A 24,940-nucleotide genomic window follows, 5' to 3' on the forward strand; every position below is an offset into this window, starting at 1 on the left:
GCGGACTCCGCCGCGTGCCGGTCGGCCGGTGCGGGGTGATCCTGGGGGCATGGGTGGCGTCCGCAGGACACGACTGCCCGCCGCCTACGCGGCGGCGGCCCGGCGGTCGGTCCGGGTGACCCTGGCCGGCAGCGCCGGTTTCTACCTGCTCCTCTACGGATTCGGCTCGGCCACCGGCGCGACGTACGCGTTGTTCGCCGCGGTGGCTCTGGCGGGCCTGTCCCACATCCCCGGAACGGGACGGCAGCGCGCCGCGGTGCTGATGCCGGTCCTTCCCGTCTGCTGGGTGCTGATCACGATCGGCACCTACCTGTCCGTGCGGACGTGGAGCGCGGTCCTGGGCATGCTGGTCGTCGGATTCGCCTTGGCGTTCACCGCCGTGGGCGGCCCGCGGCCGGCGGGCGCCGCGCCGGGGCTTCAGTTGATGTACATCCTGCCGTCGTTCCCTCCCTACGCTCCGGACTCCCTCGACGAGCGCCTGGTGGGCGCGACGGTGGGCATCGCCCTGCTGGTCCTCGCCGAGATGTTCCTGTTCCCCGATCCGCCGACCGTGGCGTACCGGGAACTGGCGGCGCGGGCCGCCGACACCGTGCGCCGCTGCGCCGACGGGCTGTCCGAAGCCCCGTACACCCTGGACGCCGATCTGGTGCGGACGGCGGAGGAGGCGGGGACCCGGCTGCGCTCCTCGCAGGTGCCGGAGGCCGAGCGGCCGGCCGGGCCGGGCGTACGCGACCGGGGCCTCGCCCACACCGGCCTGGCCACCCGCACCCTGCTGGGTCGGCTGACGGTGCTGCCGCCGGTCCCCGGCCCGCAGCCCGGGCCGGCCGGCCTGGAGGTGCTGCGGGCGGTGCGCGACGCCGCCGCGGAGACGGCCGACCGGCTCCGGGGCCGGACGACCTCCGTGGACGCGCACACGGAGCTGCTGCGCGCCCGTACGGCCCTGGCGGCGGGCCCGACGACCAACCCCTCCCCGGCGTTGCTGCGCCGGCACGCCGCGGTCCTGGAGGCCGCCGACGCCGCGCTGGCGATGTCGACGGCCGCCGGGATCGCGGTGGCGGGCCGGGCGGGCGCGGCGCAGGCGGCGCCGGGCCGGTTCTGGTACGCGCGGATGCACGCCCCGCAGCTGTGGTGGTTCCGACTGTCGGGGCACGCCGCGCGACGGTCGGTGCTCTTCCAGAACGCGGTACGGCTCAGCCTGGCACTGGCGGCCGCCCGGTTGATCGCCGGGGAGGACACGTTGCCCCACGGGTTCTGGGTGCTGCTGGCGACCTTGACGTTGACGCGCACGACGGTGGAGGAGACCCGTTCGACGGTACGGGTGGCCCTGATCGGCACTCTGGCGGGCGCCCTCGTGGCGGCCACGCTGCTGGCGCTGGTGGGGACGGACATCGCGGTGTACGCGGCGGCGCTGCCCCCGCTGATGCTGGTCGCGTTCACGCTCGGGCCGGTCAAGGGCGTCGGTTGGGCCCAGGCGATGTTCACCATCGTGATCGCCCTGGTCTTCGCCCAACTCGCACCCGCGACCTGGCAACTAGCCGAGTTCCGGTTGCTGGACGTGCTGACCGGCAGTGCCGTCGGCGCCGTGTTCGGCCTGTTGGCCTGGCCGCGGGGCGCACAGGCCGAGCTGCGGCGGTCGGCGGCGGTGTTGCTGCGGGGCGCGGCGGAGATCGTGGTGGCGACCACCGCGCAGATCTCCGCGGGCGGGGTACGGGTGCCGGTCCTGAGCGCGCCGGGACACCGCTCGCTGCGCACCGCGCTGATCCTGGCGGAGTCCGCGTACGCGCAGTACCAGAGCGAGCCCAAGGGACAGAGGGCGTCGGGCGGGCAGGACTGGCAGGCGACCCTGATGGCCGGGCACCACACGCTGTGGGGGGCCGACAGACTGCTCGTGCCACCCGAGCGGATCGTCGCCCCGCCCATGGGCCCGGAACCGGCGACGGCGGTCACCGGCCTCGGGGACCGGGTCGCGGGTCGGATGTTGCTCGTGTCGGCCCGCCTCGACCCGGGCGGCGACACCCCGTACGCCCCGATCCCGCTGCGCGACCCGACCTTCGCCGGGTTCACCGCGGAACCCCCGGGCGCACCCCGCCTCTACTACGCCGCGGCCTCGTGGCTGGACTCCCTGATGACGGACCTGGAACGGATCGCCGCCGGCTCGGACGGCGCGCGCCCGCTCCTGGAACCCGCCCCGAAGGCTCCGAAGGCCCCGAACGGCCCGGACGCGGCGTGAGGGCGCGGGGGCACGGGTCCGGCCCCTGACGGCGATCCCGCCGCGAAAGGCGCACCCGGCTGTGGGTTCGTACCGGACCGGCCACGCCCGCCCCGCTCAACGCACGTCACACGGTGATGACGGCCTTCCCCACGAGTGCGCGGGACTCGATCGCCTCGTGCGCCGCCGCCGCGCGCGCCAGGGGGAAGGTGGCACCGATGACCGGCCGCAGCGTGCCCTCGGCCGCGGCCCGCAGGGCCCGTTCCACCAGATCGGTGTGTTCCTCGGCCGACATCTGAACGTCCTGGATGCCGAACAGACGCACCCCGCGGGCGGCGGCCGCTTCCGGATCCACGGGGGCGAAGCCGCCCGTGGGGGCGCCGTGGGCGGAGAACCGGCCCCCGTCCGCGACCAGTTCGAAGGCGGTCAGGCCGACTTCACCACCCACACCGTCGAGGACGACATCGGCGCCCGCGCCGCCGAGCGCGGCACGGGCCGCCTCCACCCAGTCCGCGCGGGCCGCGTCGATGACGGCGTCGGCCCCCAACTCCTTCACGAGGGCGGTCTTCCGGTCCCCGCGCGCCACCCCGACGACGCGTGCGCCCGCCGCCTTCGCCAGTTGGACGAGGACGGTACCCATACCGCCCGACGCACCCACGACCAGCACCTGTTCGCCGGGCCGCAGTGCCGTGACGTCCAGCAGTTTGGCCGCCGTCACCCCGTCGTGGACCAGGGCCGCCGCATCGGTGAGGGACACCGATTCCGGTACGGTCACCAGCGCGTCGGCGGCCGCCACGGCCAACTCCGCGTACCCCCCGGTATGACCGATCGACACCGCGACCCTGCGCCCGCTCAACGCCGGATCCACGCCCTCACCGGTCGCGCGCACGGTCCCGGTGATGCCGCCACCAGGGACGTACGGCAGGGTGAGCGGGAAGTACTCCCGGCCCCAGCCGCCGCGCACCTGCGTCTCCACGAAGATCGTGTCCACGGCGGCCACGGCGATCAGCACCTGGCCGGGTCCCGCCACCGGCTCGGGCCGCTCCCCCGCGACCAGTACCTCCGGACCACCGAACTCCCCGACCTCTGTCACCCGCATGGCGCTCCCCCTCGTCCCGGGCCTCCGGACTCTCCGGCGCCCGCGTCGGAGCAACCATCCGACCTCAACCAGACTTGAGGTCAAGTCCTCGTCGCGGGGCCGGGCCGGGCCGGACCCGATCACGTCCGATCCGATCCGGCCCGATCCGGCTCGATCCGGCCCGACCGAAGGGATCGGCCGCTTCCTCGGTGGGTCAGCCGGTGATCGAGAAGAAGATCGAGCCGTCCTCGGCCCACCACCAGGCGCCCTCGCCCCCGTTCCACTCCGAGGCCCAGCCGTCGAGGGCCTCGATGAGTTCCCCGAGGTCGTACCGGAGGTCCTCGTCGACCCGGTCCAGCACCTCGCGGTAGGCCTCGACCGCGGGGACCGCCTTCGCGAGCGGCCAGCATCCGATCTCCGGCGAGCCCTCCGGGGGGTGGGGTACGTGGAACCCGATCTCCGAGGGCGGGCCGCTGAAGACGTACTGATGGGGCAGCAGGTCGGCCGGGACCCCCGCCGAGCTGAGGGCGTCGTCCAGGGCGCAGAAGTAGGTGACGGGGCTTCGGTAGCTCGCCAGGGTCGCGCTGTCGCTCGCGTTGTGGTCGATGACGATCTGGAGGGCCGCGTAGTAGGCGCAACCGGCGTGATCGGCGGTGGAGTCGGCCCGGCCGGAGACCAACTCCTCCAGGGCGTCCGGGACCGACAGCCCCCAGTCCACTCCCTGGTGGTCGAGGCCGTCCTGACGCGCCTTCGCCCTGATCCGCATGTTGTCCAGGCGCCGTGATTCGTCGGCGGTCAGATCCAGGGCGGGCACGAAGCGCGCGATCTCGCCGCGGTTCGCCATGCTGTAGTTCACTACCTTGCTCATGGGTTCATGCTGACAAGGGGCACTGACAGCCCGGCGTCCGGGACGGGTCGGCACGCGCCGGAGTCGCTCGGGCCGTCTCCCCGGGGAGCCGTGCCGTTCGGATCAGGCCGGGCCGGGGAGTGGTGCCCGGCGCCGTGCACCGCAGGGCCGAGGGCGCGGCGGCCCGGAGCACGGGCGACGCCTACAGGCCCCCGGGGGCGCTGCCGGGCGTCGCGGGCCCGGCCGAGCCGGGAGGCGCGGCCGGCCCCGTACGGAACACACCGGGCTCCACCCGCGCCGGAGCGGGGTTCAAACCTCCTCCGCCCCGGTTTCCCCCGGGCGGCCGAGCCGAGTGGCCCTTGCGGCGGAACCGAGCTCTCATGGACGACGGGCGACCTCTCGCCCGCCCAGCGAGCGCGAAGGGCATTCTCATGTACGAAATGCGCGCGGACTCACCCGACGGCCGTGGCGAACTCCTGTGGCACGTCCTCTCCAAGGAGTCCCCCTCCGGAACCCTCTGCGGCCGGCACGCACCCCCCTCGGCGACCGCCCGGAGCACGGCCGGGGAGACGGCTGCCGAACGCTACTGCACCCCCTGCATGGAGGCCTTCCGTACGGCCGTACAGGGCAACACCGAGCGGTCCGTCTCGGCCGACATCACCTGAACACGGGTCCGCACGACCCCGCCCCGCCCCCGCCCCTTTCCCCCGAGCACTCGACGCGCCCGCCGCCCGGACCACACTCCGGAGGCGGGCGCCCGGCCGTTCGGTGGCGGCCCGGCCCGGCCTCAACGGACGGTGGACGCGGTCAGTGCGTCGACCGCGGTGCGCCAGGCCTCGGTGACGGCCCGGTGGGCGTGGGCGCTCGCCTCGGGGACCTGACCGGGCAGCCGCAGGGCCGCTCCGACGTGGACGTGGAGTCGTGGGCGGCGGGCGGGCGCCGTGAGCGCGCCCGCGAGCTGCTTGACGGCGCCTCCGGAACACAGCCGGCGCGCGCCCGCCTGTCCCACCGGTACGAGGGGCACGCCGGCGGCCAGGGCGAGGCGGGCCGCGCCGCTGCGGAAGGGGCCGGGCGCGGCTTCGCCCGGGTCGCGACGGGTCGGCAGGCGACCCTCGCCGTACAGCAGGACGGAGCGTCCGTCGGCCAGCACCCGGGCCGCCCGGTCGAGCGCCTCGGCGGCGCGGGCCGTACCGCGGTGGACGGGGATGTGCCCGTCCCGGGCCAGGGCGGCACCGAGGACGGGGATCCGCCAGAGCCCGGCGGTGGCCATGATCACGGGCTCCGTACCGAGCCTGCGCAGGGCGGCCGCGACGACGACGGGGTCGCACAGGGAGGTGTGGTTCGCGACGAGGACGCAGGCGCCGCGCGGCGGCACGCCGTCGGGATCCGCGGTCACGGAGAGGGTGCCGAAGGCGGGAAAGAGGGCGTCTGCGATGCGGGTGAGCACGGGACCTCGCTGGTGCGGTGGTGCGGACGGGGCGGTCGCTGCCCATCATCGGGACCGGCCCGGCCGGTTGTCGTGAGTACGCCTACTCACGACCCGTGTGCGCACCACCCGGGCACCGTCCGCGCGACGAAGCTCTGGAGTTCCTCAAGTCCGATGTAGCGACCGGTCGGGCCGGGGATACCGCTCATACAATCCGGATGGAACAAGTACGGGGGGTGGTCGCGGTGGAGATCCTGATGATCTTCGTGGTCGGGTTCTTCGTGGTCCTCTTCGCGGTGACGCGCGGGGGCCGCCGGGGTGGAGGTTCGTCGCGCAGGCGGCGTTCCCGTTCCTGGGGGGACGGCGGCGGGGGCGGCTGCGGCTCCTCCTGCGGCGGTGGGGGCGGCTGCGGAGGTGGTGGCGGAGGCGACTGAGTCGCCGCTCACGGCCGGCTCCCACGTGCTCCGACCGGTGCGCGCCGCCGGTGGACCCCGCGGTCGCCGGGGCCCGCCCGGCATCCCGCCCGGGCGGGTTCGCCCCGTCCGGCGAGGCGGGCTCGCCCCTTCCAACGTGGCGGGTTCACCCGTCCCGTCGTGGCGGGCAATCCGGACGGGCCGCGACAGCCCCGACGGGTCCCCTCGCGGGCCGTCCGACCGGATCGACCGACGCGGCGGCCGGCGCCTTGCGGTGGCGGACCGCCACCAGGTGGCGGGCCAGCGCGACCCCGGCGAGGGCCGCGACCAATGCGCACACCCCGCCCCAGCCGGCCAGGCCGTAGGCCCGTACGCCGAGCCAGGAGCCCGCGCTGCCGCCCAGGTAGGCGCAGGTCATGTACGCGGTGTTGAGCCGGGCGCGGGCGTCGGGGCGCAGCGCGAAGACGCGCGCCTGGTTCGCGATCATGCCGGACTGCATGGCGACGTCGAGCAGCAGGGTTCCGCCGGCCAGTGCGGCCAGGCCCACCGCCCCGCCGCGCGAGCCCGCCGCGAGGAGCGCCGCCGAGCCGAGGACCGCCAACAGGCAGACGAGGTTGACCGCGTCGGCCCCCCTGCGGTCGACCTGCCGTCCGGCGTACGGCGTGCAGAGGACCGTCACGGCGTTGACCAGGGCCAGTAGTCCCACGGCCCGGACGTCCAGACCGTGGGCGGGGCCGGTCAGCAGGAGCGCCACGCAGGTCCAGACGGCCGAGAACCCGGCGAAGACGGTGGCCTGGTAGAGGCAGGAGCGGCGCAGTTCGGGTTCTGAGCGGAGCAGCCGGAGGGGCTCGGCCAGGAGCGCCGGGTACGAACGGCGCTCGGGCGGGGTGCCGGCCGGCAGCGTGCGGGCGAGGACGGCCGCCAGGAGGAACACCACGACGGCGGCGACCAGGTAGGGGGCCCGCCAGCCCAGCCGTTCGCCGAGCGTCCCGCTGAAGGTGCGGGCGAGCAGCATCCCGGCCAGCGAGCCGCTGAGCAGCGTGCCCAGCACCGCGCCGCGGCGCTCCTCGCCCACCAGACCGGCGGCCAGCGGGGCGACGAGTTGTGCGGCCACGGTGGTGACACCGACGAGCGCGCTCGCGGCGACCAGCGGCGGCAGGGCCGGCGCGCAGCCGGCCGCGACGAGGCCCGCACCGGTCAGGCCGAACAGGGTGACGAGGAGGGGCCGGTACGGGATCCGGTCGCCCAGCGGCACCAGGAGGAAGATCCCGACCGTGTAGCCGATCTGGGTGGCCGTCACGATCTGGGCGGCGGAATCGGGTGACGCCCCCAGTCCGGTGGCGACGAGGGGGCCGATCGCCTGGGGGAAGTACACGTTGCCCACGCCGACGGCACAGGCAAGGGAGAGCAGCAGGAGCGTCCGACGGTCCATGTCAGGCCGCCGCCCCGGGGCCGGCGGCGCGGGGCCTCGGCACGGTGGAGGGGCACCGCACGGGTGCTGTGGGTGTCATGCGGAAGAGTTCACGGCACCCGCGCACGACCGACAACGAATGTAGCCTGGCGCTTAATGATCACCTTTGAGCTGGGTGTGGAGGACCTCGCGGACACCCGTTTCGCGCTCTCCCCCCTGTACGAGACCGTGCTGAGCCTGCGGGTCCTGCGGGAGCCGGGACTGTCGGCGCTGCACCTGCCGTGGCGCAGGTCCGTCCTCGGCGCGCCCGGCGGCGTCGGCGATCCCGGCCGTGTCGGCGCTGTCGGCGGGCTCGGCGGCGGATCCGGCGGGTTGGGCGCGACCGACGTCGAGACGTTGATGTCGCTGATGCCCGTGCGGCGCACCCTGCCCGATTTCCTCACGCCGCGGCCCGCGCGCTTCGACGCGTCGTTCGAGGAGGAGCTGGCCGTCGTGCGCCGCACCTCCCCGGCCGTGGTGCGTGGCGACCTGCTGGCCGCGCACGCGCCGGATCCGCTGCCCGGGGCGCTGCGCGACGCCCTCGCGGCCGACGACGCCCCCGTGGTGCGGCTCCGCGACGCGCTCTGCGAACTGCTGCTCCGGTACTGGAGGGCCGCCGTCGAGCCGGTGTGGCCGCGCATGCGGTTGGTCCTGGAGGCCGACATGACCTACCGGGCCCGGCAACTGGCCTTGGGCGGTGCCCGGTTGCTGTTCGCCGACATGCATCCGAACCTGCGCTGGCAGGACGGCGTCCTGCACGTGGACAAGATGATCAGCCGGCATCACGTCAAGGCCTCGGGCCGCGGGCTGTTGCTCGTACCGTCCGTGTTCGCCCACAAACCGGCGCCGCCGGTCGGCCAGGGCGAAGCGCCGACGCTGGCGTACCCCAGCCGTGGCGTGGCGACGCTGTGGGAGGCCGCGCCGGTCGTCACCGCGCCGGCTCTGGCCGCCCTGTTGGGGGCGCCCAGGGCTCGGCTGCTGGGCCTCCTCGAAGAGCCGCTGCCGACCGTCGAGATCGCCCGGCGCCTCAAGGTCACCCCGAGCGCGGTGTCCCAACACCTGCGCGTCCTGCACGCGACCGGGCTCGTCACCCGGGCGCGCGACGGACGGCACGTCCTGTACCGCCGCAGCCCGCTGGGCGACCGGCTGACGGGGCACGCCGAACAGGACGGCCGCCCGCCCTCGCCGGGTTGACGCCCCCGCCCCGACGGGCGGCGTGCGCGTCGCGGGTGGGCGTGCCACGCTGGTCTGATCCCGGGGGCCGGTCCGGCCCGACGGTGCGGCCGGAGTCCGTCGAGACGAACGGGGCGTGCCGTGGTGCGAGGAACAGACTCCCGACCCCGGGCCACCGGCCCCCGGTCCCTGCGGTGGCGGGTGGGCGCCGGCTGCTCGGCCCTGCTGCTCGCCGCCCTGGCCTCGGGCGCGGCCTCGGGCCCGACCCCACCGACCCCGACCCCTTCGCCGTCGGCGACCGGCGGCCAGGAGCCGCTCGACCCGCGCATCACGGAGATCATGCGCAAGCCCGAGTACCGCAACGCCCAGTGGGGCCTGCTTCAGGTCGAGCCGGACAGCGGCCGGGTGGTGCGCAGCATGTTCCCGGAGCAGGTCTTCATCCCGGGCTCAACGGCCAAGCTGTTCAGCGTGTCCGGGCCGTGGCAGACCCTCGGGGCCGATCACCGCTTCGAGACGCCCGTCCACGCGGTCGGTGAGCGCGACGGCTCCACGCTGGACGGGAACCTGGCCCTCGTCGCGCAGGGCGACCTGACCATGGGCGGCAGGACCCGCCCCGACGGCACGGTGGCGTTCACCGACCTCGACCACACCTACGCCAACGACGTGCCCGGCGCGACGCTCACCCCGGAGAACCCCCTCGCCGGGATCGACCGGCTGGCCCGGCAGGTGCGGGCTTCGGGCATCACCCGGGTGGAGGGGGACGTCGTCGTCGACGGTCGGCTCTTCGCACCGGATCCGACCCTCGACCCGACACCGACCCCGATGATCATCAACGACAACCTGATCGACCTGCTGACCACTCCCGGGGACCGCCCGGACGCGCCCGCCCGACTGGACTGGCGGCCACGGGTCGCCCCGTACCGGGTGACGTCGACGGTGAAGACGGTGGCGGCCGGCGAAACGGGCTCCATCGACGTGACGGCCTCCGAGAACGGCACCCGGATCCGGTTGTCCGGCACGATCGCCGTGGGCGCCGCTCCGGTGCTGCGGGTCTCGCCCGTCGCCGATCCGGCGGCGTTCGGGCGCAGCGCGCTGATCGCGGCGCTCGGCCGGGCGGGGGTACGGGTCACTGCGGATCCGGCCGGCCCCAACCCGGTGGCCGCGCTGCCCCGGACGTACGAGGGGAGCCCCCGGGTGGCGGTGTACACCTCGCCGCCCTACGCGGAGTACGCCGAGCTCATCCTGAAGGTCAGCCACAACCTCGGCGCCAACCTCGGGATCTGTCTGATGGCGGTCGAGACCGGGAGCCACGCCTGCATGGACGGATTCCCGGTACTGGCCCGCTTCCTGGACGGGGCGGGTGTGGACCGGGAGCAGGTGCAGCTCCTCGACGGCAGGGGCGGGAACCCCGTGGACCGGGCGACGCCTCGGGCGGAGATCCAGATGTTGACGTACTGGATGGGTACGCCGGACGCGCGGCGGTTCCGGGAAGCGCTGCCGATCCTGGGCGTCGACGGGCTGCTCGCGACCAACTGCCGGGACTGCCCGGCCCGCGGCAAGGTGTTCGCCAAGACCGGGGCCGCCGTCGGGTACGACGCCCTCAACGACCGGCTGGGCGTGGGTGCGATGACGATCGCCGGTTACCTGGACCGGGGCGACGGCCGCTTCGACGTGTTCTACGCGGGTGTCACGGGGGCGGCGACGCCGACGCCCGATCCGAGTGGGATCCTGAGCGTCGCCAACGACATCGCGATGATCGCCGCCCACCTCCAGGAGGGGTGACCGGCCACCACGGCCCCGGAGCCCCCTCCCGTCCACTCCCCTGCACCGCACCGGCCCGGCCTGCACCGCCCGCGCCCGACCGGGTCGGCCCGGGCCGACCCGGTCGTCGGCGGGCCGCCGCGCGGCGATCCGGTGATACTGGGAGCGCGAGTGCCGTGTGCGGTTCCCGCGGGTGCGGCGCCCCCGTGCGCCGGGCCCGCGCCGCACGGCCCGCGCGACCCCGGGAGGCGGTGATCCGTCCGTGTCCACACACTCCGGCCGGACCGGTGACGGAGCGAGCACCGGCCCCGGCGCACCCGGCCGCTACGGTACGGAGGTGTTCCCGCCGGGGCGGGCCGGCGAGGACGAGCGCATCGACCTCGGCGCCCTCACCTACGACGACGTCACCCTCGCCCGGCTCCGGGCGCTGGGCGCCGGGCCCGGCTGGAACTGCCTCGAACTGGGCGCGGGCACCGGAACCGTGGCCCGGCGGCTGCTGCGGGAGGCCGGTGTCACGCGCGTCCTCGCCGTCGACCGTGACGTCCGTTTCCTGGCCGCCCGTCCCGAGCCCGGACTCGACCTCCTGGAGGCGGACGTCCTCGACCCGGGGTTCGATCCCGGTCAGTTCCGGCTGGTGCACGCCCGCTTCGTCCTGATGCACCTCACCGAGCGGGAGCGCCTGATCGAACGCCTCGGGCAACTGCTCGTCCCGGGCGGGGTCCTGGTCCTCGGGGACGCCGTCGACCTGACGGGCACGGACGCTCCCGCGACCCCGTACACCCGGGCCATGCGGGCCATGTGGCAGGGGCTGCGCGAGACCATCGGCACCGATGTGTCCTGGACCCCGCGCTATCCGGAGTTGCTGCGCGCCGCAGGCCTGACCGGGGTGGCGGCGGAGGTCCACGTCCCGCCGCTGGTGCCCGGCAGCCCCATCAGCGGGTTCTGGGCCGGTACCTGGGACCGGGCCAGGGCGGCGATGACCGCGACGGGGCTGGTGGACGACGCGGCGATCGCGGCGGCGGTCCGTTACCTCGACTCCCCCGACTGCGCGGACCTCTCCCCCGGGCTGATCACGGCCTGGGGCCACCGCCCCGGCTGATCGGAGAGCCGGTCGGTCGGGCCGTGCGGCCGTCGGCCCCGGGCCCGCCGCCGACGCACGGGCCCGGGCTCGCCGCCACGGGAAGGCGGGACAAGGCCCTGGAGGTCCGGACGAGGTCACGGCAACCTCCCGGGTCATCCTGGAGGGCCCGGGTGTGGGCGATGACGCAGCGCTCGGGATCGGCCCGCAGGGCCCGTACCGCGGCGGTGACCATGGCCGCGTCCGCGACCGCCGCCGCCTCCTCGGCGTCGGCGCCCCCGGTGAGGGCCGCGTCGAGGGCGCCGGCCCGCAGGGCGAGGTCGAAGTAGGGGTTGAGGGTGAGCAGTCCGTCGTGGATGCTCGATTCGCGCTGGAGGCGGCGCACCCCGAGGCAGGAGAACAGGGGCATCCTGACCGTGGTCGTCGCGGGCGTCAGCCCCGCGAGCAATCGGGCGAGCGGACCGAGTCGGCGGTACCCGGACCAGTCCCGCCAGGGCCCGGCGAGGCGCTGTACGAGGAGCGGCAGCACGAACCCGCAGATGACGAGGGAGGAGCCGGCCCGGAGGAGCGGGCGGGCCACCTGGGTGCTCAGGAAGTCCCAGTCCGTTCCCGCAAACCGGGCGCCCACGGCGACGAGCGTGCACACGGCGTGGCCGACGGTGAACCACTGGCCGATCACCATGAGGGCCAGGCCCACGCGGAGTTCCCCGGTGACCTCGCGCAGCCAGCGCCGGCACAGGGAGTACATGACCAGTGCGGCCGCGGTGTGGGCGGCGAGGTGGAGCAGGGTCATCTCGCGGATGTACGGGGTGGTGGCGTAGTGGGTTTCGAGGTCCCGCAGCCGCTCGACGGGGGCGTCCCCCAGCAGGAACAGCCCGAACTGGGCGAGGCCGACCGCGCCGTAGGAGCCGAGGGCCCGGCGCGTGGCCCGCCGGATCGTGGCGGGCGGCCCACCGCGCCAGTTGATGATCAGCACGATGCCGGTCCCGGAGGACGCCATCAGCATGGCGTGGACGAGGGGGGCCGCCAGGTTGGGGACGCCCGTGATCGCGTTGACCTCCGCGAGCATCGGGACCGCCCCGAGGAAGAAGGCTCCGCTGGTGGTCAGCAGGAACGCGACGACGGCCCGGAGCAGGGGGTCGTGCGGGTTGCGCAGCAGGCCGGGAAGCCTGCTCAGGGCCGCGAGGACACCGATGACCGCGGGCAGTTGGAAGCCCAGGTCGGACACGTCAGCCCCGTTTGACGTGGTGGCCCAGGGCGGCCTCGATCCTGCCGGAGGTGGTGCCCCGGTCGAGACGGTGGGACAGCGGCTCGCGCAGCAGGTGCCGTACGGCGTGGGCCAGTTCGAGCCCGTACCGCTCCGCGGCCTGCTCCTCCTGCTCGTGCCTCCTCGCCGCCGTGCCGTCCTGTTCGAGGAGGGCGGGGCTCTGGCGTCCGGCGATGGCCAGGACGGACGAGACGATGCCCTGGAGCTCGGCGTCGTGGTGCAGCAGGCGGGCGGCCACGGCGCCCTCGGTGACGTGCTGGTGGCAGTGGCCGAGTTCCAGGTGGCGGAGTTCGTGTCCGGTGATGATGAGCTGGTGCTCGGGTACGGTCCGCTCCTCGACGACGATGAGGTCCTTCGAGCCGAGGTCGAGCGCGAGTCCGCTCGCCGTGCCGGGCGGGAAGGAGGTCGTCCGGAATTCGATCTTGCGGCCGCGGCGGTCGCCCATGGCCTCGCAGAGCGTCCGGCAGATCGTCTCGCCCTCCACGGGGGCTTCCAAGTGGCCGATCGCCTTGACCATGGCGCCGACCGACTGACGCATCTCCCGCTGCTTGAACACCAGTTCCCCCTGTGACGCTGTTCCACGAACCTGTGAGCTCCCCGACCGGCATGGACGGCCCACTCCGCGCGCCCCTCGACGTGGGGCGGGTTACGGCCATCCGTGCGGTCGCCCCGGCTGTCGTGGAGGGGCCTTCGGCCACCGGTCCTCCGCCCGGCGACGGTCGGTGCCGAAGGCACCCCGGCGTGATGGGACGACGAAGCACGGCTCGCACCCTGCGGCTTCCCGAGAGTGCCACAGACGGGGCGGGAGATCCACGATCGCCCGGCCAACCCGGCCGCACGATGGCAGGAAATCGCCTGTCCTTCCGGTGTCCGCGCCGGGCTTCCCTCAGCCGCGTCCGGCCGCCCCGTCGAGCTCGGCGTCGAGGGCGAGGGCGGCGGTGATGAGGGCGAGGTGGGTGAAGGCCTGCGGGAAGTTGCCGAGTTGCTCGCCCGTGGGGCCGATCTCCTCGGCGAAGAGCCCGACGTGGTTGGCGTAGGTGAGCATCTTGTCGAAGGCGTAGCGGGCCTGTTCCAGGCGGCCGGAGCGGGCGAGGGCGTACACGTACAGGAAGCTGCACAGGGAGAAGGTGCCCTCGGTGCCGCGCAGGCCGTCTGGGGATGCGGCCGGGTCGTATCGGTAGACGAGGCTGTCGGCGACGAGTTCGGCGTCCATCGCCTCCAGGGTGGCGAGCCAGCGGGGGTCCTCCGGGGCGATGAAGCCGACCAGGGGCATCAACAGCAGTGACGCGTCCAGCACGGTGGTGTCGTAGTGCTGGACGAACGCACCTCGTTCCTCGCTCCAGCCGCGGGTCATGATCTGCTCCAGGATGGCGTCGCGCGCGGCGGTCCAGCGGGGCAGGTCGGCGGGGCGGGCGTTGACCATCGCCTGGCGGATGCCGCGGTCGAAGGCGACCCAGCACATGAGGCGGCTGTAGGTGAAGTGCTGCCGGCCGCCGCGGGTCTCCCAGATGCCCTCGTCGGCCCGGTCCCAGTTCTCGCACAGCCAGTCCAGCAGGCCCGCGAACCGCGTCCAGCCCTCGTAGCCGATCACGTGGGTGGCGCTGTCGACCTGGGCGATGGCGTAGACCGCCTCGCCGTAGATGTCCAGTTGCAGTTGGGTGGCGGCGCCGTTGCCCACGCGCACCGGGGCGGAGCCGCGCCAACCCTCCAGGTGGCCGAGGACGTCCTCGGTGAGGTGGGGGTCTCCATCGACGCGGTACATGATCTGGAGCGGTTCTCCGTTGGGCGCCCCTCCGTCGTAGAGCCGCTGTCCGAGCCAGTTCCGGAACGCGTCGGCCTCCTCCGTGAAGCCGAGGTCGCGCATGGCCCGCACCGAAAGGGAGGCGTCGCGGACCCAGGTGTAGCGGTAGTCCCAGTTGCGCTCGCCGCCCTCCTGCTCGGGCAGGCCCATGGTGGCGGCCGCGATGGGTGCTCCGGTGGGGGCGTAGGTGAGGAGTTTGAGGGTGATGGCGGAGCGGTTGACGATCTGCTGCCAGCGGCCGCGGTAGGTGCACCGGCCGATCCAGTCGTGCCAGAAGGCGTGGACGGCGGCGAACGCCTCGGTCGTGGCCGCCACGGTCGGGGGTTCGGGGGCCTCGGCACCGGCGGCGCCGACCGTCAGGACGACGGCGGCGCGTTCGCCCGCGGCCAGGGTGACGTACGCGCGCACGTCGCTCCCCTCCGCCTCCAGCGGCACCGGGCCGACGGCCTGGAGGTGGGCGGTGACGTCCGGGCCCTCGAACCTGGCGCCGGCGCCGTCCAGGGTCAGGGCGTGCGGGGCACGGCCGTAGTCGAAGCGGGGGCGGCACTCCAGGGAGAAGCGCACGGCGCCGCGCACCACCCTCATGACCCGGACCACCTGGTGGTGGTCGGTGACGGTGCGGTCCCCGGTGACGGGCATGAAGTCGATGACCTCACCGACGCCGTCGGCGGTGAGGAACCTGGTGATGAGGACCGCGGTGTCGGCCAGGTAGAGCTGGCGGGTCGTGACGTCGGGGGCATCGGCGGTGATCGCGAAGTAGCCGCCCCGGTCGTGGTCGAGGAGGCCGGCGAAGATGCTGGGCGAGTCGAAGCGCGGCGAGCAGAACCAGTCCAGCACGCCGTCGGAGGACACGAGCGCGCAGGTCTGGAGGTCTCCGATCAGGCCGTGTTCGGCGATCGGCGGGTAGCGGCGCATCGGCAGTCTCCTCGGCTGTGGAAGCCGCCCGGCCCGGCAGGGGCGGGAGGTACCCCACCTCCACACTGGTGCGTGCCATCCGGCCGGTCCATCAGGGTGGGCCCTCCGGGTGAGGGACGGCGCCGGGATCGTGCGGGAAGGGCGCGGGGCGCCACGCGCCCTTTTTTCGATGCGCCCGCATCGGTTGGCGGGATACAGTACCGATGCAATCGCATCGGAACGAGTACGGGAAGACGGGTACGGGTCATGGGTGACGCCCTGTGGAAGATGTCGGCCGGCCGGCAGGCGGCGGCGGTGCGGAGCGGGGAGGTATCGGCCGCGGAGCTCGTCGGGAGCCACCTGGAGCGCATCGCCGCGGTCAACCCCGCGGTGAACGCGGTCACCCGGCTCATCGCCGACGGGGCCCGCGCCGCCGCGGCGCGCACGGACCGCGCGCGGGCCGCCGGTGAGGCGCTCGGGCCGCTCGCGGGGGTGCCCTTCACGGTCAAGGAGAGCACCCCGGTCAAAGGGATCCCCACCACCTTCGGGGTGCCCCGGTTCCGAGGTCTGGTGGCGGCCTCCGACGCCCCGCCCGTGGCCCGGCTGCGGGCCGCCGGAGCCATCCCGATCGGGCACTCCAACGTGCCCACCCTGATCCTGGCGGGGATGCACACCCGCAGCGAGCTGTTCGGCGACACCGTCAACCCGTGGGACCCCGCCGTGACCCCGGGCGGCAGCAGCGGGGGCGACGCCGTCGCCGTCGCCACGGGGATGGCCGCCCTCGGCCTCGGCAACGACTCCGGCGGCTCGATCCGCGTTCCGGCGCAGTTCTGCGGTGTGGCGGGGCTGAAGCCGACCACCGGACGGTTCCCCGCCGACCATCGCGTCCTGGGCACCGACGACCCCGGACCGGCCTCGCAGATGCTGGTCACCGACGGCCCGCTGGCCCGGAGGGTGGCCGACCTGCGGCTGGCCTTCGAGGTGCTGGCCGGCACCGATCCGCGCGACCCCAGGGCCGTACCGGTCCCGCTCCGCGGCGCGCCCCTGCCAGGCCCGGTGACGGTGGCCGTCGTGACGAATCCCGGCGGGCTCGGCGTGCACCCGGCGGTCCGGTCCGCCGTGGAGACCGCCGCCGGCGCGCTCCGGGACGCCGGGTACGACGTCCGGGAGGTCGCGGACGTTCCGCGGCTGGAGGAGGCCCTCGACGCCTACGGCCGGATCACCATGACGGAGTTCGCCCCGTCCTGGCCGGCGGTGCGCCCGCTGCTCGGGGAGGGCGGGGACCGGTACATCGCGATGGCGATGGAGCGGACCCCGCCCGCGAACGCCGAGGAACTCGTGCGACTGATGGGCACCTGGATGAACATCCGGCGCTCCTGGGCGGAGTTCCTCGACGCCCACCCCCTGGTGCTGGGGCCCTCCTTCACCGAGCCGCCCGTCGAGCCGGGCCTGGAGTCCCGCGACGCGGCGGGCCGGGACCGGGTCGCGGCGGGGATGCGGCTGTGCACGGCGACCAGCTTCGTGGGGGTCCCCGCGGTGGCCGTGCCGACCGGCGTCACGGACGGGCTGCCCTGCGGCGTGCAGATCGTGGGGCGGGCCTTCCGGGAGGACCTGTGCCTGGAGGCGGCGCAGGCCGTCGAGGACCGGCTCGGGGTCTTCACGCCGATCGACCCGCGCGGCGTCGGTCGGGGCCGTCGAAGCCCCGACCGGGCCCCGGCCGGCGGGGCTCACGCGTAGGAGATGGACACCTTCCGGAAGCCGAGCGAGCGCAGCAGGCCCTCCAGGATCGCCGTGGTGTTCCGTTCGGCCCGTTGGGTGAGGCCGCCGGCGCGGGCCGCCTCGTCGATCCGCTGGACCGCCACCTTCTGGACTGCCTGCTCGCCGGACGGGTTGTCCGAGAAGAGGTCGCCGAGCCGGTCCAGCAGGCCCCGCTGTTTGGACACGGCGTACGAGCGGTTCGGGTCCAACGCGGGCGTCCCGAGCGCGGCGTGGGGCAGTTTCAGCGTCACGGCGGTCCGATCCGCGTCGACGGCGACGGCCCCCTCGTCGAGTCCGCCCAGTTCCACGAAGGCGGAGACGGAGCCGGCGCCGACGTACAGGGTGCGGGTCCCGCGGACCGCGTCCGGGAGGAAGGGCGCGTCGCGCTCCAGGTCCACCACGACCTGGTAGTCGCCCGCCGCTCCCTCCAACCGGCTCATGTCGCGCAGGGAGGTGAGTACGGCAGGCCCGGTCCGGTCGTTCGTCCGGGTGCCGAAGAGGTCGCCGAGGCCGGGCAGCTGGAGGAGCCGCCCGGCGACCAGGAGCAGGACGGCGACGGCCGCCAGGGCCACGGCGGCCTGTACCGCCCTGCGTCTGCGTCCCCGCCGCGCCACCGGTCCGGCGGACGGCGCGGGGTCGTTCGCTTTGGTCTCCATGCGGACCGGATGCCCCGTCATTTCATGGTCATCCATGCCATGTTCATGCCGCTCACCGCAGGTGCGCGTGGACGCCCCGCGGCGGGGTACACGGCTCGCCAGCAACCGAACGGTTCCCGAGGAGTGACCATGCACGAGTCCGAGAACTCCGCCGAGCCCCGTCGCCGGGCCTGGCAGCGCAGACAGCCGTCGGTCCCGCCGCAACCGCGGCGACCCCCCGCCCATCCCGCGGTGCGCGTCCTGGCGATGCTGGGCGCCTTCGTGGGGACGGTCCTCTTCAGCATCGCCCTGGCCCGCGTCACCCTGGAGCCGTCCGCGGCCTCCGCGGCCCTCGTGCACAGCAACGTCCATCCGGGTGCGTCGATCGAGGCCTACCTGGAGGGCACTTCGGTCAAGGACGCCGCGAAGCAGCTCGGCGGCAACGTCCTGCTGGGCGTCCCGTTCGGGGTGCTGCTGCCCGTGCTGCTGCCGCAGGCCCGGGGGCTGCTCCGGGTCGCGCTGACGACGGCCGTGGTGATGACGCTCGTCGAGCTGATCCAAGGGGCGCTCGTCACGGGGCGGGCCTTCGACGTGGACGACGTCATCCTCAACACCACGGGCGCCCTGCTCGGTTACCTCTTCCTCGGTCGGCGCATGGGCCGCGCCGTGCACCCGCGCCGCCACCACTGGTGGCAGCGCGCCCCGCGCCCGGTCCCGGAGCAGCCGGACCCGACGGTCGACGCGGGCGCCGGGACGGCCCCCGCCACCGACCCCGACACGCGCGTCGACACCGGCAAGGGCTCCGGCGTCGGCCCGCGCACCGGTAAGGGCACCGGGGTCAGGGCCGGTGGGCGAAGCCTGGTGAACCGGTGGATCAAGCGGGAGCCGCGAACGGGAACCGCCCGTCCGTGAAACCCACCGACGGCTCCCACGGGCGGCGACCCGGGTGGTGCCGGGCCCGGGCCGCCGTCGACTCCCGTGACGGCGGCCATCAGGCCGCTCCGGTCCGGGATCGGTCGGCCGGGCCGTTCACCGACTCGTTCGCCGGCCCGTTCACCGGTGCCGCTCCGGTCGGGGACCGGGTGACAGCCCCTGCCCCCGCCGGCACTCGGTGGCAGGGCGCGCCCGAGTGCCGTCCGAGGCATGCGGTTACGATGGGCCGGTGACCACCCACCCCGGCCTGTCCATGGCCCAGCGCAAACGCCGGCTCGTGTCCGACGAGCTGACCGAAGCGGCGCTCCGGTTGCTCGCGCTGAAGGGGTTCGACGTGGTCACCATCGACGAGATCGCGACCACGGCCGGTGTCTCGAAGCGGACGTTCTTCCGCTACTTCGCGTCCAAGGAGGACGTGGTCGTCCAGTTCCTGGCCGACATGGGGGCGGGCATCGCCGCGGAGCTGGCGGCCCGTCCGCCCCGGGAACAGTCCTCGGTGGCCCTGCTGCACGCGGTCTCGGTCCCGTTGGGCGCCTGCGGCGACCACCCCGACCGGGCACTGCCGGTGGTACGGCTGATCCTGCGCACCCCGGCCCTGCGCGCCCGCTTCCTGGAGCGGCAGGCCGAGTGGCGCGACGGCCTGGCCGCGGAGCTGGCACGCCGCCTGGGACTCGACGTCGAGACGGACCTGTACCCGCGGCTGGCCGCCGGCATGGCGCTGACCGCCTTCGACACGGCGCTCCACCGCTGGAGCTCCGGCGAGGGAGAGGCCGGGAACGGGGGCACGGACAACGGCGGCGAGGACCCGGCCGCAGTGGCCTCGCGGGCCTTCGCGATGATGGCCCCGGCACTGGACGTCCGGACGAACTGAACCGTGCCGACGGGCACCGCGCCCGCCGTCACACCCGCGCGCCCCGGCGCGCGACCTTGGAGGAGTCGGAAATGAAGCATTACTCGGAAGGCACGGACGGCGCGGACGGCACCAGTCGCACCGCACTGGTCGAGGACCTGATGGGCCGTTTCCCCCACGTGCCCCGGGAAGCCGTGATCAAGGAAGACCTGTTGCGCGGCGGCATGGCCTTCGACGAGTCCGCGCTCAGCGGCACCGCCGACGGGGGCAGCGGCGACGTCAAGCCGAAGTCGTACTTCATCTTCTCCTTCGACCACCGCACCCTGCCGGAGCTGGGGGCCGCCGCGCTCAACCGGCCGCCCGAGGAGATCGTCCTCACCGGCGGGCCGTACGACCTGCGTCGCACCGTCGTGTCCGTACGGGTCAACCCGGACTCCCCGTACGTGGTCCGGGGCGGTGACGACGGCACGCTCGGCCTGTACCTGGACGGCGCGCGGATCGCGGACGTCGGCCTGCCCCCGATGCCGGAGTACTACCGGCACAAGCTGTCGAACGGCAAGTCCGTGATGGAGGTCGCGCCGACCATCCAGTGGGGCTACCTCATCTACCTGACGGTGTTCCGGGTGTGCCAGTACTTCGGCGCCAAGGAGGAGTGCCAGTTCTGCGACATCAACCACAACTGGCGCCAGCACAAGGCCGCCGGGCGCCCCTACACCGGTGTGAAGCCGGTCGAGGAGGTGCTGGAGGCCTTGGAGATCATCGACCGGTACGACACGACCGGCGCGTCCAAGGCGTACACGCTCACCGGGGGCTCGATCACCTCCAAGGTCGCCGGCCGTGACGAGGCCGACTTCTACGGCCACTACGCGAAGGCCATCGAGGAGCGCTTCCCCGGCCGCTGGACCGGCAAGGTCGTCGCCCAGGCCCTGCCCCGCGACGACGTGCAGCGCTTCCACGACTACGGCATCCGCATCTACCACCCCAACTTCGAGGTGTGGGACCGGCGCCTGTTCGAACTGCACTGCCCGGGCAAGGAGCGCTACGTCGGCCGCGACGAATGGCACCGCCGGATCCTGGAGTCCACGGAGGTGTTCGGGCCGCGCAACGTGATCCCCAACTTCGTCGCGGGCATCGAGATGGCCGAGCCGTTCGGCTTCACCAAGGTCAGCGAGGCCATCGCGTCGACCCAGGAAGGCCTGCGGTACTTCATGTCGCACGGGGTCGTGCCCCGCTTCACCACCTGGTGCCCGGAGCCGACGACGCCGCTCGGCAAGGCCAACCCGCTGGGCGCGCCGCTCGAATACCACATCCGGCTGCTGGAGACCTACCGGGCGACGCTGGAAGAGTTCGGCCTGAGCTCCCCTCCCGGCTACGGCCCGGCCGGTCCCGGTCGTGCGGTGTTCTCCGTCAGCTCGTTCATGGACAGCCTGGAGGGGCTGGAGGGCGACCAGGCCTGACGGCCGCCCCGGCCCCGCCGCCGCGCGCGACGGGGCCGGGATCGGGTCCGGCCCCCGGCCGGACCCCGCCCGCTACGGCTTCATCTCGTACGCACCGGACAGCGCCTCGACCCGCGCCCAGACGCGGGCCGAACGGTCGGCGTCCACGACGGGGCGGCGGACCGCGTCGAGCGCCCAGGCCTGCTGCTCCGGGGTGGCGGAGTCCTTCCCGTGCAGTTCGACGGCGTGCGCGGAGAAGTCCCGTACGAGTACGGCGAACAGCTCGTCGAGCACGTCCTCGTCCAGCCCCGTCAGGCGGGCCTGCTCCAGGATCAGCTGACCGTGGACGACCAGGGCGAACAGCTGGCCGACGGCCAGGAGGAGGTCGAGGTCCCGGCTCTGCGCCTCGTCGGGCGCGGCGGTCGTCACGAACGCGCACAGCGCGTCGGCCTGCTCGCGGAAGCGGGCGACGTTCGGCAGGGCCGCGTACGCCTCGAAGGCGGGACGCCAGTCGTGGAAGCGCACGGAGCCGAGGCCCCGGGCCGGCCCCTGGCGGAAGAGGAACTCGTCGTCGGCCGCGTCGAGGCGGGTCGGGACGGGCGCGTACTCGACCGGCTCCAACAGGTGGTTGCGCATGAACTTCAGGATCAGGGCGAGGTTGACGTGGACCGTGCCCTCCAGCTTCGGCAGGCCGCGGATCTCGACGGCGGCCTGCGCGAAGTAGGTGTCCTTCTCGAAGCCCTTGGCCGCGATGACGTCCCACATCAGGTCGATGACCTTCTCGCCCTCCGTGGTCACCTTCATCTTCGTCATCGGGTTGAAGAGCAGGTAGCGGCGGTCGTCGGGGCCGGCGGAGCGGAAGTAGTCGACGGCGCGGTCACTGAACAGCTTCATGCCGACGAGGCGGACGTAGGCGTCGGCCAGCTCCCTGCGCACGTGCGGGAAGGCGGTGACGGGACGGCCGTAGAGGACGCGGTTCTGCGCGTGGGTGACGGCCTCGTACATCGCGTGCTCGCAGATGCCGATGGAAGCCGTGCAGAGGTTGAACTTGCCGACGTTGACGGTGTTCAGGGCGGCGTCGAAGGCGGCGCGGCCGGTGTGCAGGACGTCGGCGGCGGTGACCGGGTAGTCCTCCAGGCGGAACTCGCTGACGTACTTCGAGGAGTCGACGACGTTCTTCACGAGCCGGTACGCCGGGTGGCGGCTGTCGGCGGCGAAGAACACGTAGCCGTCGGGGCCCTCCACGTCGGTGCGGCGGCCGAACACGGAGACGAGACCGGCGGCGTTGCCGTTGCCGATGTAGTACTTGGACCCGGTGGCCCGGAAGCCCCCGTCGCCCTCCGGTGTCAGCAGCATGTCCGTCGAGTAGATGTCGGCGCCGTGGGTCTTCTCCGACAGGCCGAAGGCGAACACCTCGCCCTCGGAGAGGAGTTCGGCGGCGCGCCCGTGGGCCGCCGCGTTCTCGCTCTGCCAGACCGGGCCGAGACCGAGGATGGTGACCTGCCACGCGTACCAGTAGTCCAGGCCGTAGAAGCCGAAGATCTCGTTGAGGGCGGCGATGCGCGCGGTGTCCCAGCGCTTGTCGGACTCCTGCGGGCCGGCGGCGGAGGCCGGCGTCAGGAAGGTCGCGAAGAGGCCCTCCTTCGCGGAGAAGGCGAGGAAGTCGCCCAGCCAGGCACGGGTGCGGTAGTCCTCGATCAGCCGGCGCTTGCCGCGGTCCTCGAACCAGTCGACGGTGGCGCGCAGCAGCCGACGGGTCTCGGGGTCGAAGTGCGCGGGGTCGTAGGTGCGCGGGTTGAACAGCAGCGGGTCGGTCATCGGTGTGCGCCTTTCGGGTCGGTGATGGTGTCGGGGCCGGGCCACCGGCCGGTCCCGGCGGCCCCCGGGGCCGGGCGGGTTCAGCGCTCGGCGAGCCGGTGGAGCGTGGCCAGTACGTCCTCCAGCCAGGCGAGCTGCATCCGCTCGTAGGCGATGCCGCCGCGGAGCACCACGTGCTGGAGCTCGCGGCCCGCGTCGGATCCGGCGGGGGCGTCCGGGCCGGTGAAGTCGCGTCGTTCACCGGCGAGGTAGTGCGTGAGCCGGTCGGCGTGCGCGAGGTGGTGCCGTTCGACCTCGCGGATCAGGGCGGCGGGGTCGTCGTCGAAGGCGGCCCCGCGGATCTTCACGGCGAGTTCGTGCCGGACGCTGTCGGGCTGGATCGGTTCGCAGAGCCAGGCGGAGAGGGCGGCCCGGCCGGCCTCGGCGACGGAGTGCTCCTTCTTGTCCGGACGGCCCTGCTGGGGCACCTCGCGGACGTCGATCCATCCGTCGGCCTCCATGCGCTTGAGCACCCGGTAGATCTGCTGGTGCGTCGCGGTCCAGAAGTATCCGATGGACCGGTCGAAACGGCGGGCCAGCTCGTAGCCGGAGCCCGGCTGCTCCAGCAGGGAGACGAGGATCGCGTGCTCAAGGGCCATGCCCCGAATCCTTCTATGCAACTCGTTGCACATACAAGCGCCGGAGCCCGGGTGAGACACGGCTCACGACGACGAGGCCCCCGCCGACAGGTCGGCGGGGGCCTCGAAGGGGGAGTTCGGGGGAACTGCACGCTCGGCGGTCGGCGCCGGGCGGTCGGCGGTCGACGTCGGGCGTCGGTGCTCAGTAGGAGTTGCGGGACACCTTGAGGATCTTGCACTCGATCTTGTCGCCCGCCTTGGCGGACTGGGCGATCTCGTAGCCGAGCGCGCCGGCCTTGTCGTCGGTGTACTTCTGGCCCGGCGCCAGGTTCTGACCGAGCGAGGTCAGGTCGGCCTTCTTCTGGCCGTTGACGAGGATCTCGCCCTCGACCAGGTAGGTGAACCGGCGGTCACCGCTGTTGACGTAGTCGACGGCGACGACGAGTTCCTTCAGGTCGAAGTCACCCTTCTCCACCTTGCAGGCGGTGACCTTCACGTCCTGGGTGATGTCCGGGTCCTTGCCGGGCTTCGAGCTGTCGCCGGGCTTTCCCTGGGCGTCGGGGGCGACCGAGGCGCTGTCGTAGTTCTTCTCCAACTCCTTGCCCACCTCGTTCGCCGCCTCGCCCACCAGTACGGCGCAGCCGCCGAGGAGGAGCAGACCCAGCGCGGTGGGGATGCCGCAGCCGAGGGCGATCTTCTTGCCGGTGCTCATGCCCTGCTTGGGCGGCGGCGGGAACTGCTGACCATAGGGCTGCTGACCGTAGGGCTCCTGGCCGTGAGGCTGCTGGGGTGCGCCGTAACCGGGCTGCGGGGGCGTGGACATGGGTGGACTCCTGGGGACGTGACGACGAGCGGCGCTCAGCTTAAACAAAATGTCAATGCGTGCCATCCCGTACTCAGGGAGTGAGACGGAGCTCCGGCGACGGCGACGACCCGTCACCCGAACGGACGCGTCCGGGTGTCAGGGGCACGGCGCTCCTTGGAGGCTGGACCTGCGTCCCCTTCGGGCGCACAGCCCCATGAAGGAGCCTCTCGTGGCACAGCAATCGCCTTCCACCTCCCCCACCGGCGCCCACCGGGACCGGGACGTGTTCGACAGTCGGAGCGCGTGGGCAGCGAGCGGAACCATGTTCGCCGGTGTCCTCCTCCTGATCGAGGGCGTCCTCGGCGTGATCAAGGGCATCACCGGCATCGCCCGCAACGACGTCTACTCACAGGTGGGTGACTACGTCTTCAAGTTCGACGTGGCGGCCTGGGGTTGGATCCACCTGGTCCTCGGCATCGTCCTCGCCGTCGTCGGCGCCGGACTCCTCAAGGGCGCGCTGTGGGCCAGGGCCACGGGCGTGGTGCTCGCGGCCGTCAGCATCGTCCTCAACTTCATGTGGCTGCCCTACACGCCGATCTGGGCCGTCATCTCCATCGCCATCAGCGGCTTCATCATCTGGGCCCTGTGCAACGACGGCGGCCGCGCCCGGTCCGCCGGCGCCTGACCCCTC

Annotated in this window: 22 protein-coding genes; 11 read left to right on the forward strand and 11 right to left on the reverse strand. The window is 73.6% G+C overall.

Going from position 1 to position 24,940, the window contains the following annotated elements:
* Positions 1 to 49: 49 nt before the first annotated feature.
* A complete protein-coding gene (locus ACFVS6_RS04615) occupies positions 50 to 2,230 on the forward strand; it encodes an FUSC family protein (protein ID WP_389700591.1) in 2,181 nt (726 codons plus the stop codon).
* A 106-nt stretch (positions 2,231 to 2,336) separates the two neighbouring features.
* Here the strand turns inward: ACFVS6_RS04615 and ACFVS6_RS04620 are convergent, their stop codons facing one another.
* Both ACFVS6_RS04620 and ACFVS6_RS04625 read right to left on the reverse strand, forming a co-directional pair.
* The gene (locus ACFVS6_RS04620) at positions 2,337 to 3,308 is read right to left on the reverse strand and encodes a zinc-binding dehydrogenase (protein ID WP_389700593.1); all 972 of its coding nucleotides are present in this window, start codon (positions 3,306 to 3,308) and stop codon (positions 2,337 to 2,339) included.
* Positions 3,309 to 3,501: 193 nt separating this feature from the next.
* Positions 3,502 to 4,155 carry a hypothetical protein gene (locus ACFVS6_RS04625; protein WP_389700595.1) on the reverse strand — a complete coding sequence of 218 codons (654 nt, stop codon included), beginning with the start codon at positions 4,153 to 4,155 and terminating at the stop codon, positions 3,502 to 3,504.
* 410 nt (positions 4,156 to 4,565) lie between these two features.
* Between ACFVS6_RS04625 and ACFVS6_RS04630 the strand changes: the two genes are divergently transcribed.
* Positions 4,566 to 4,799, forward strand: a complete 234-nt coding sequence (locus ACFVS6_RS04630) for a hypothetical protein (protein ID WP_389700597.1) — start codon at positions 4,566 to 4,568, stop codon at positions 4,797 to 4,799.
* Positions 4,800 to 4,921: 122 nt separating this feature from the next.
* On the opposite strand, the gene ACFVS6_RS04635 is transcribed toward ACFVS6_RS04630, so the two are convergent.
* Positions 4,922 to 5,581 (reverse strand): lysophospholipid acyltransferase family protein, encoded by a 660-nt coding sequence (locus ACFVS6_RS04635; RefSeq protein ID WP_389700599.1) that lies wholly within the window; start codon positions 5,579 to 5,581, stop codon positions 4,922 to 4,924.
* 197 nt (positions 5,582 to 5,778) lie between these two features.
* Between ACFVS6_RS04635 and ACFVS6_RS04640 the strand changes: the two genes are divergently transcribed.
* Entirely contained in the window at positions 5,779 to 5,994 is a 216-nt protein-coding gene (locus ACFVS6_RS04640) for a hypothetical protein (protein WP_389700601.1), read from the forward strand.
* A 145-nt stretch (positions 5,995 to 6,139) separates the two neighbouring features.
* On the opposite strand, the gene ACFVS6_RS04645 is transcribed toward ACFVS6_RS04640, so the two are convergent.
* Positions 6,140 to 7,405, reverse strand: coding sequence for an MFS transporter (locus ACFVS6_RS04645; protein ID WP_389700603.1), 1,266 nt, complete (start codon positions 7,403 to 7,405; stop codon positions 6,140 to 6,142).
* A gap of 135 nt (positions 7,406 to 7,540) precedes the next feature.
* On the opposite strand from ACFVS6_RS04645, the gene ACFVS6_RS04650 reads away from it, so the two are divergent.
* The 3 genes from ACFVS6_RS04650 (at position 7,541) to ACFVS6_RS04660 (ending at position 11,456) form a co-directional block, all read left to right on the forward strand.
* Positions 7,541 to 8,617, forward strand: coding sequence for an ArsR family transcriptional regulator (locus ACFVS6_RS04650; protein WP_389700605.1), 1,077 nt, complete (start codon positions 7,541 to 7,543; stop codon positions 8,615 to 8,617).
* 120 nt (positions 8,618 to 8,737) lie between these two features.
* The gene (locus tag ACFVS6_RS04655) at positions 8,738 to 10,378 is read left to right on the forward strand and encodes a D-alanyl-D-alanine carboxypeptidase/D-alanyl-D-alanine-endopeptidase (protein ID WP_389700607.1); all 1,641 of its coding nucleotides are present in this window, start codon (positions 8,738 to 8,740) and stop codon (positions 10,376 to 10,378) included.
* A 241-nt stretch (positions 10,379 to 10,619) separates the two neighbouring features.
* Positions 10,620 to 11,456, forward strand: a complete 837-nt coding sequence (locus ACFVS6_RS04660; protein ID WP_389700609.1) for a class I SAM-dependent methyltransferase — start codon at positions 10,620 to 10,622, stop codon at positions 11,454 to 11,456.
* Here ACFVS6_RS04660 and ACFVS6_RS04665 read toward each other — a convergent pair.
* From ACFVS6_RS04665 to ACFVS6_RS04675, 3 genes are all read right to left on the reverse strand, one after another.
* Complete coding sequence (locus tag ACFVS6_RS04665; RefSeq protein WP_389700611.1) at positions 11,428 to 12,663, reverse strand: DUF6545 domain-containing protein; 1,236 nt, start codon at positions 12,661 to 12,663, stop codon at positions 11,428 to 11,430. The two genes, ACFVS6_RS04660 and ACFVS6_RS04665, sit on opposite strands and share 29 nt — an antisense overlap.
* Before the next feature lies 1 nt (position 12,664).
* On the reverse strand, positions 12,665 to 13,258 hold the full coding sequence (locus tag ACFVS6_RS04670; protein ID WP_389700613.1) for a toxin-antitoxin system, toxin component: 594 nt from the start codon (positions 13,256 to 13,258) through the stop codon (positions 12,665 to 12,667).
* Between the two features lie 330 nt (positions 13,259 to 13,588).
* Positions 13,589 to 15,418 (reverse strand): glycoside hydrolase family 15 protein, encoded by a 1,830-nt coding sequence (locus tag ACFVS6_RS04675; RefSeq protein WP_389700615.1) that lies wholly within the window; start codon positions 15,416 to 15,418, stop codon positions 13,589 to 13,591.
* A 246-nt stretch (positions 15,419 to 15,664) separates the two neighbouring features.
* Here ACFVS6_RS04675 and ACFVS6_RS04680 point away from each other — a divergent pair, with 246 nt between their 5' ends.
* Entirely contained in the window at positions 15,665 to 17,134 is a 1,470-nt protein-coding gene (locus tag ACFVS6_RS04680; RefSeq protein WP_389700617.1) for an amidase, read from the forward strand.
* Here the strand turns inward: ACFVS6_RS04680 and ACFVS6_RS04685 are convergent.
* The gene (locus tag ACFVS6_RS04685) at positions 17,125 to 17,847 is read right to left on the reverse strand and encodes a DUF4230 domain-containing protein (protein WP_389700618.1); all 723 of its coding nucleotides are present in this window, start codon (positions 17,845 to 17,847) and stop codon (positions 17,125 to 17,127) included. The genes ACFVS6_RS04680 and ACFVS6_RS04685 overlap by 10 nt on opposite strands.
* Before the next feature lie 93 nt (positions 17,848 to 17,940).
* On the opposite strand from ACFVS6_RS04685, the gene ACFVS6_RS04690 reads away from it, so the two are divergent.
* The 3 genes from ACFVS6_RS04690 to ACFVS6_RS04700 all read left to right on the forward strand — a co-directional run bounded on the left by ACFVS6_RS04690 (position 17,941) and on the right by ACFVS6_RS04700 (position 21,030).
* A complete protein-coding gene (locus ACFVS6_RS04690; RefSeq protein WP_389700620.1) occupies positions 17,941 to 18,702 on the forward strand; it encodes a VanZ family protein in 762 nt (253 codons plus the stop codon).
* Between the two features lie 274 nt (positions 18,703 to 18,976).
* Positions 18,977 to 19,594 carry a TetR family transcriptional regulator gene (locus ACFVS6_RS04695; RefSeq protein ID WP_389701125.1) on the forward strand — a complete coding sequence of 206 codons (618 nt, stop codon included), beginning with the start codon at positions 18,977 to 18,979 and terminating at the stop codon, positions 19,592 to 19,594.
* 71 nt (positions 19,595 to 19,665) lie between these two features.
* Entirely contained in the window at positions 19,666 to 21,030 is a 1,365-nt protein-coding gene (locus ACFVS6_RS04700) for a radical SAM protein (RefSeq protein WP_389700622.1), read from the forward strand.
* Between the two features lie 72 nt (positions 21,031 to 21,102).
* Here the strand turns inward: ACFVS6_RS04700 and ACFVS6_RS04705 are convergent, their stop codons facing one another.
* The 3 genes from ACFVS6_RS04705 to ACFVS6_RS04715 all read right to left on the reverse strand — a co-directional run bounded on the left by ACFVS6_RS04705 (position 21,103) and on the right by ACFVS6_RS04715 (position 24,267).
* Positions 21,103 to 22,827, reverse strand: a complete 1,725-nt coding sequence (locus tag ACFVS6_RS04705; protein WP_389700623.1) for an acyl-CoA dehydrogenase family protein — start codon at positions 22,825 to 22,827, stop codon at positions 21,103 to 21,105.
* A gap of 80 nt (positions 22,828 to 22,907) precedes the next feature.
* Positions 22,908 to 23,465 (reverse strand): PadR family transcriptional regulator, encoded by a 558-nt coding sequence (locus tag ACFVS6_RS04710; RefSeq protein ID WP_389700625.1) that lies wholly within the window; start codon positions 23,463 to 23,465, stop codon positions 22,908 to 22,910.
* Positions 23,466 to 23,646: 181 nt separating this feature from the next.
* The gene (locus ACFVS6_RS04715; RefSeq protein WP_389700626.1) at positions 23,647 to 24,267 is read right to left on the reverse strand and encodes a hypothetical protein; all 621 of its coding nucleotides are present in this window, start codon (positions 24,265 to 24,267) and stop codon (positions 23,647 to 23,649) included.
* Between the two features lie 211 nt (positions 24,268 to 24,478).
* Here ACFVS6_RS04715 and ACFVS6_RS04720 point away from each other — a divergent pair, with 211 nt between their 5' ends.
* Positions 24,479 to 24,934: a hypothetical protein gene (locus ACFVS6_RS04720; RefSeq protein WP_389700628.1), complete on the forward strand. Its 456-nt coding sequence runs from the start codon at positions 24,479 to 24,481 to the stop codon at positions 24,932 to 24,934.
* The last annotated feature ends 6 nt before the right edge of the window (positions 24,935 to 24,940 follow it).

The sequence above is a fragment of the Streptomyces sp. NPDC057939 genome, from assembly GCF_042887545.1.
Taxonomy (GTDB): domain Bacteria; phylum Actinomycetota; class Actinomycetes; order Streptomycetales; family Streptomycetaceae; genus Streptomyces.

Coding starts and splice junctions, on each gene's coding strand:
- ACFVS6_RS04615 (WP_389700591.1), top strand. CDS start 50: ATGGGTGGCGTCCGCAGGACACGACTGCCCGCCGCCTACGCGGCGGCG.
- ACFVS6_RS04620 (WP_389700593.1), bottom strand. CDS start 3,308: ATGCGGGTGACAGAGGTCGGGGAGTTCGGTGGTCCGGAGGTACTGGTC.
- ACFVS6_RS04625 (WP_389700595.1), bottom strand. CDS start 4,155: ATGAGCAAGGTAGTGAACTACAGCATGGCGAACCGCGGCGAGATCGCG.
- ACFVS6_RS04630 (WP_389700597.1), top strand. CDS start 4,566: ATGTACGAAATGCGCGCGGACTCACCCGACGGCCGTGGCGAACTCCTG.
- ACFVS6_RS04640 (WP_389700601.1), top strand. CDS start 5,779: ATGGAACAAGTACGGGGGGTGGTCGCGGTGGAGATCCTGATGATCTTC.
- ACFVS6_RS04645 (WP_389700603.1), bottom strand. CDS start 7,405: ATGGACCGTCGGACGCTCCTGCTGCTCTCCCTTGCCTGTGCCGTCGGC.
- ACFVS6_RS04650 (WP_389700605.1), top strand. CDS start 7,541: ATGATCACCTTTGAGCTGGGTGTGGAGGACCTCGCGGACACCCGTTTC.
- ACFVS6_RS04675 (WP_389700615.1), bottom strand. CDS start 15,418: ATGCGCCGCTACCCGCCGATCGCCGAACACGGCCTGATCGGAGACCTC.
- ACFVS6_RS04680 (WP_389700617.1), top strand. CDS start 15,665: ATGGGTGACGCCCTGTGGAAGATGTCGGCCGGCCGGCAGGCGGCGGCG.
- ACFVS6_RS04685 (WP_389700618.1), bottom strand. CDS start 17,847: ATGGATGACCATGAAATGACGGGGCATCCGGTCCGCATGGAGACCAAA.
- ACFVS6_RS04690 (WP_389700620.1), top strand. CDS start 17,941: ATGCACGAGTCCGAGAACTCCGCCGAGCCCCGTCGCCGGGCCTGGCAG.
- ACFVS6_RS04695 (WP_389701125.1), top strand. CDS start 18,977: ATGGCCCAGCGCAAACGCCGGCTCGTGTCCGACGAGCTGACCGAAGCG.
- ACFVS6_RS04700 (WP_389700622.1), top strand. CDS start 19,666: ATGAAGCATTACTCGGAAGGCACGGACGGCGCGGACGGCACCAGTCGC.
- ACFVS6_RS04705 (WP_389700623.1), bottom strand. CDS start 22,827: ATGACCGACCCGCTGCTGTTCAACCCGCGCACCTACGACCCCGCGCAC.
- ACFVS6_RS04710 (WP_389700625.1), bottom strand. CDS start 23,465: ATGGCCCTTGAGCACGCGATCCTCGTCTCCCTGCTGGAGCAGCCGGGC.
- ACFVS6_RS04715 (WP_389700626.1), bottom strand. CDS start 24,267: ATGTCCACGCCCCCGCAGCCCGGTTACGGCGCACCCCAGCAGCCTCAC.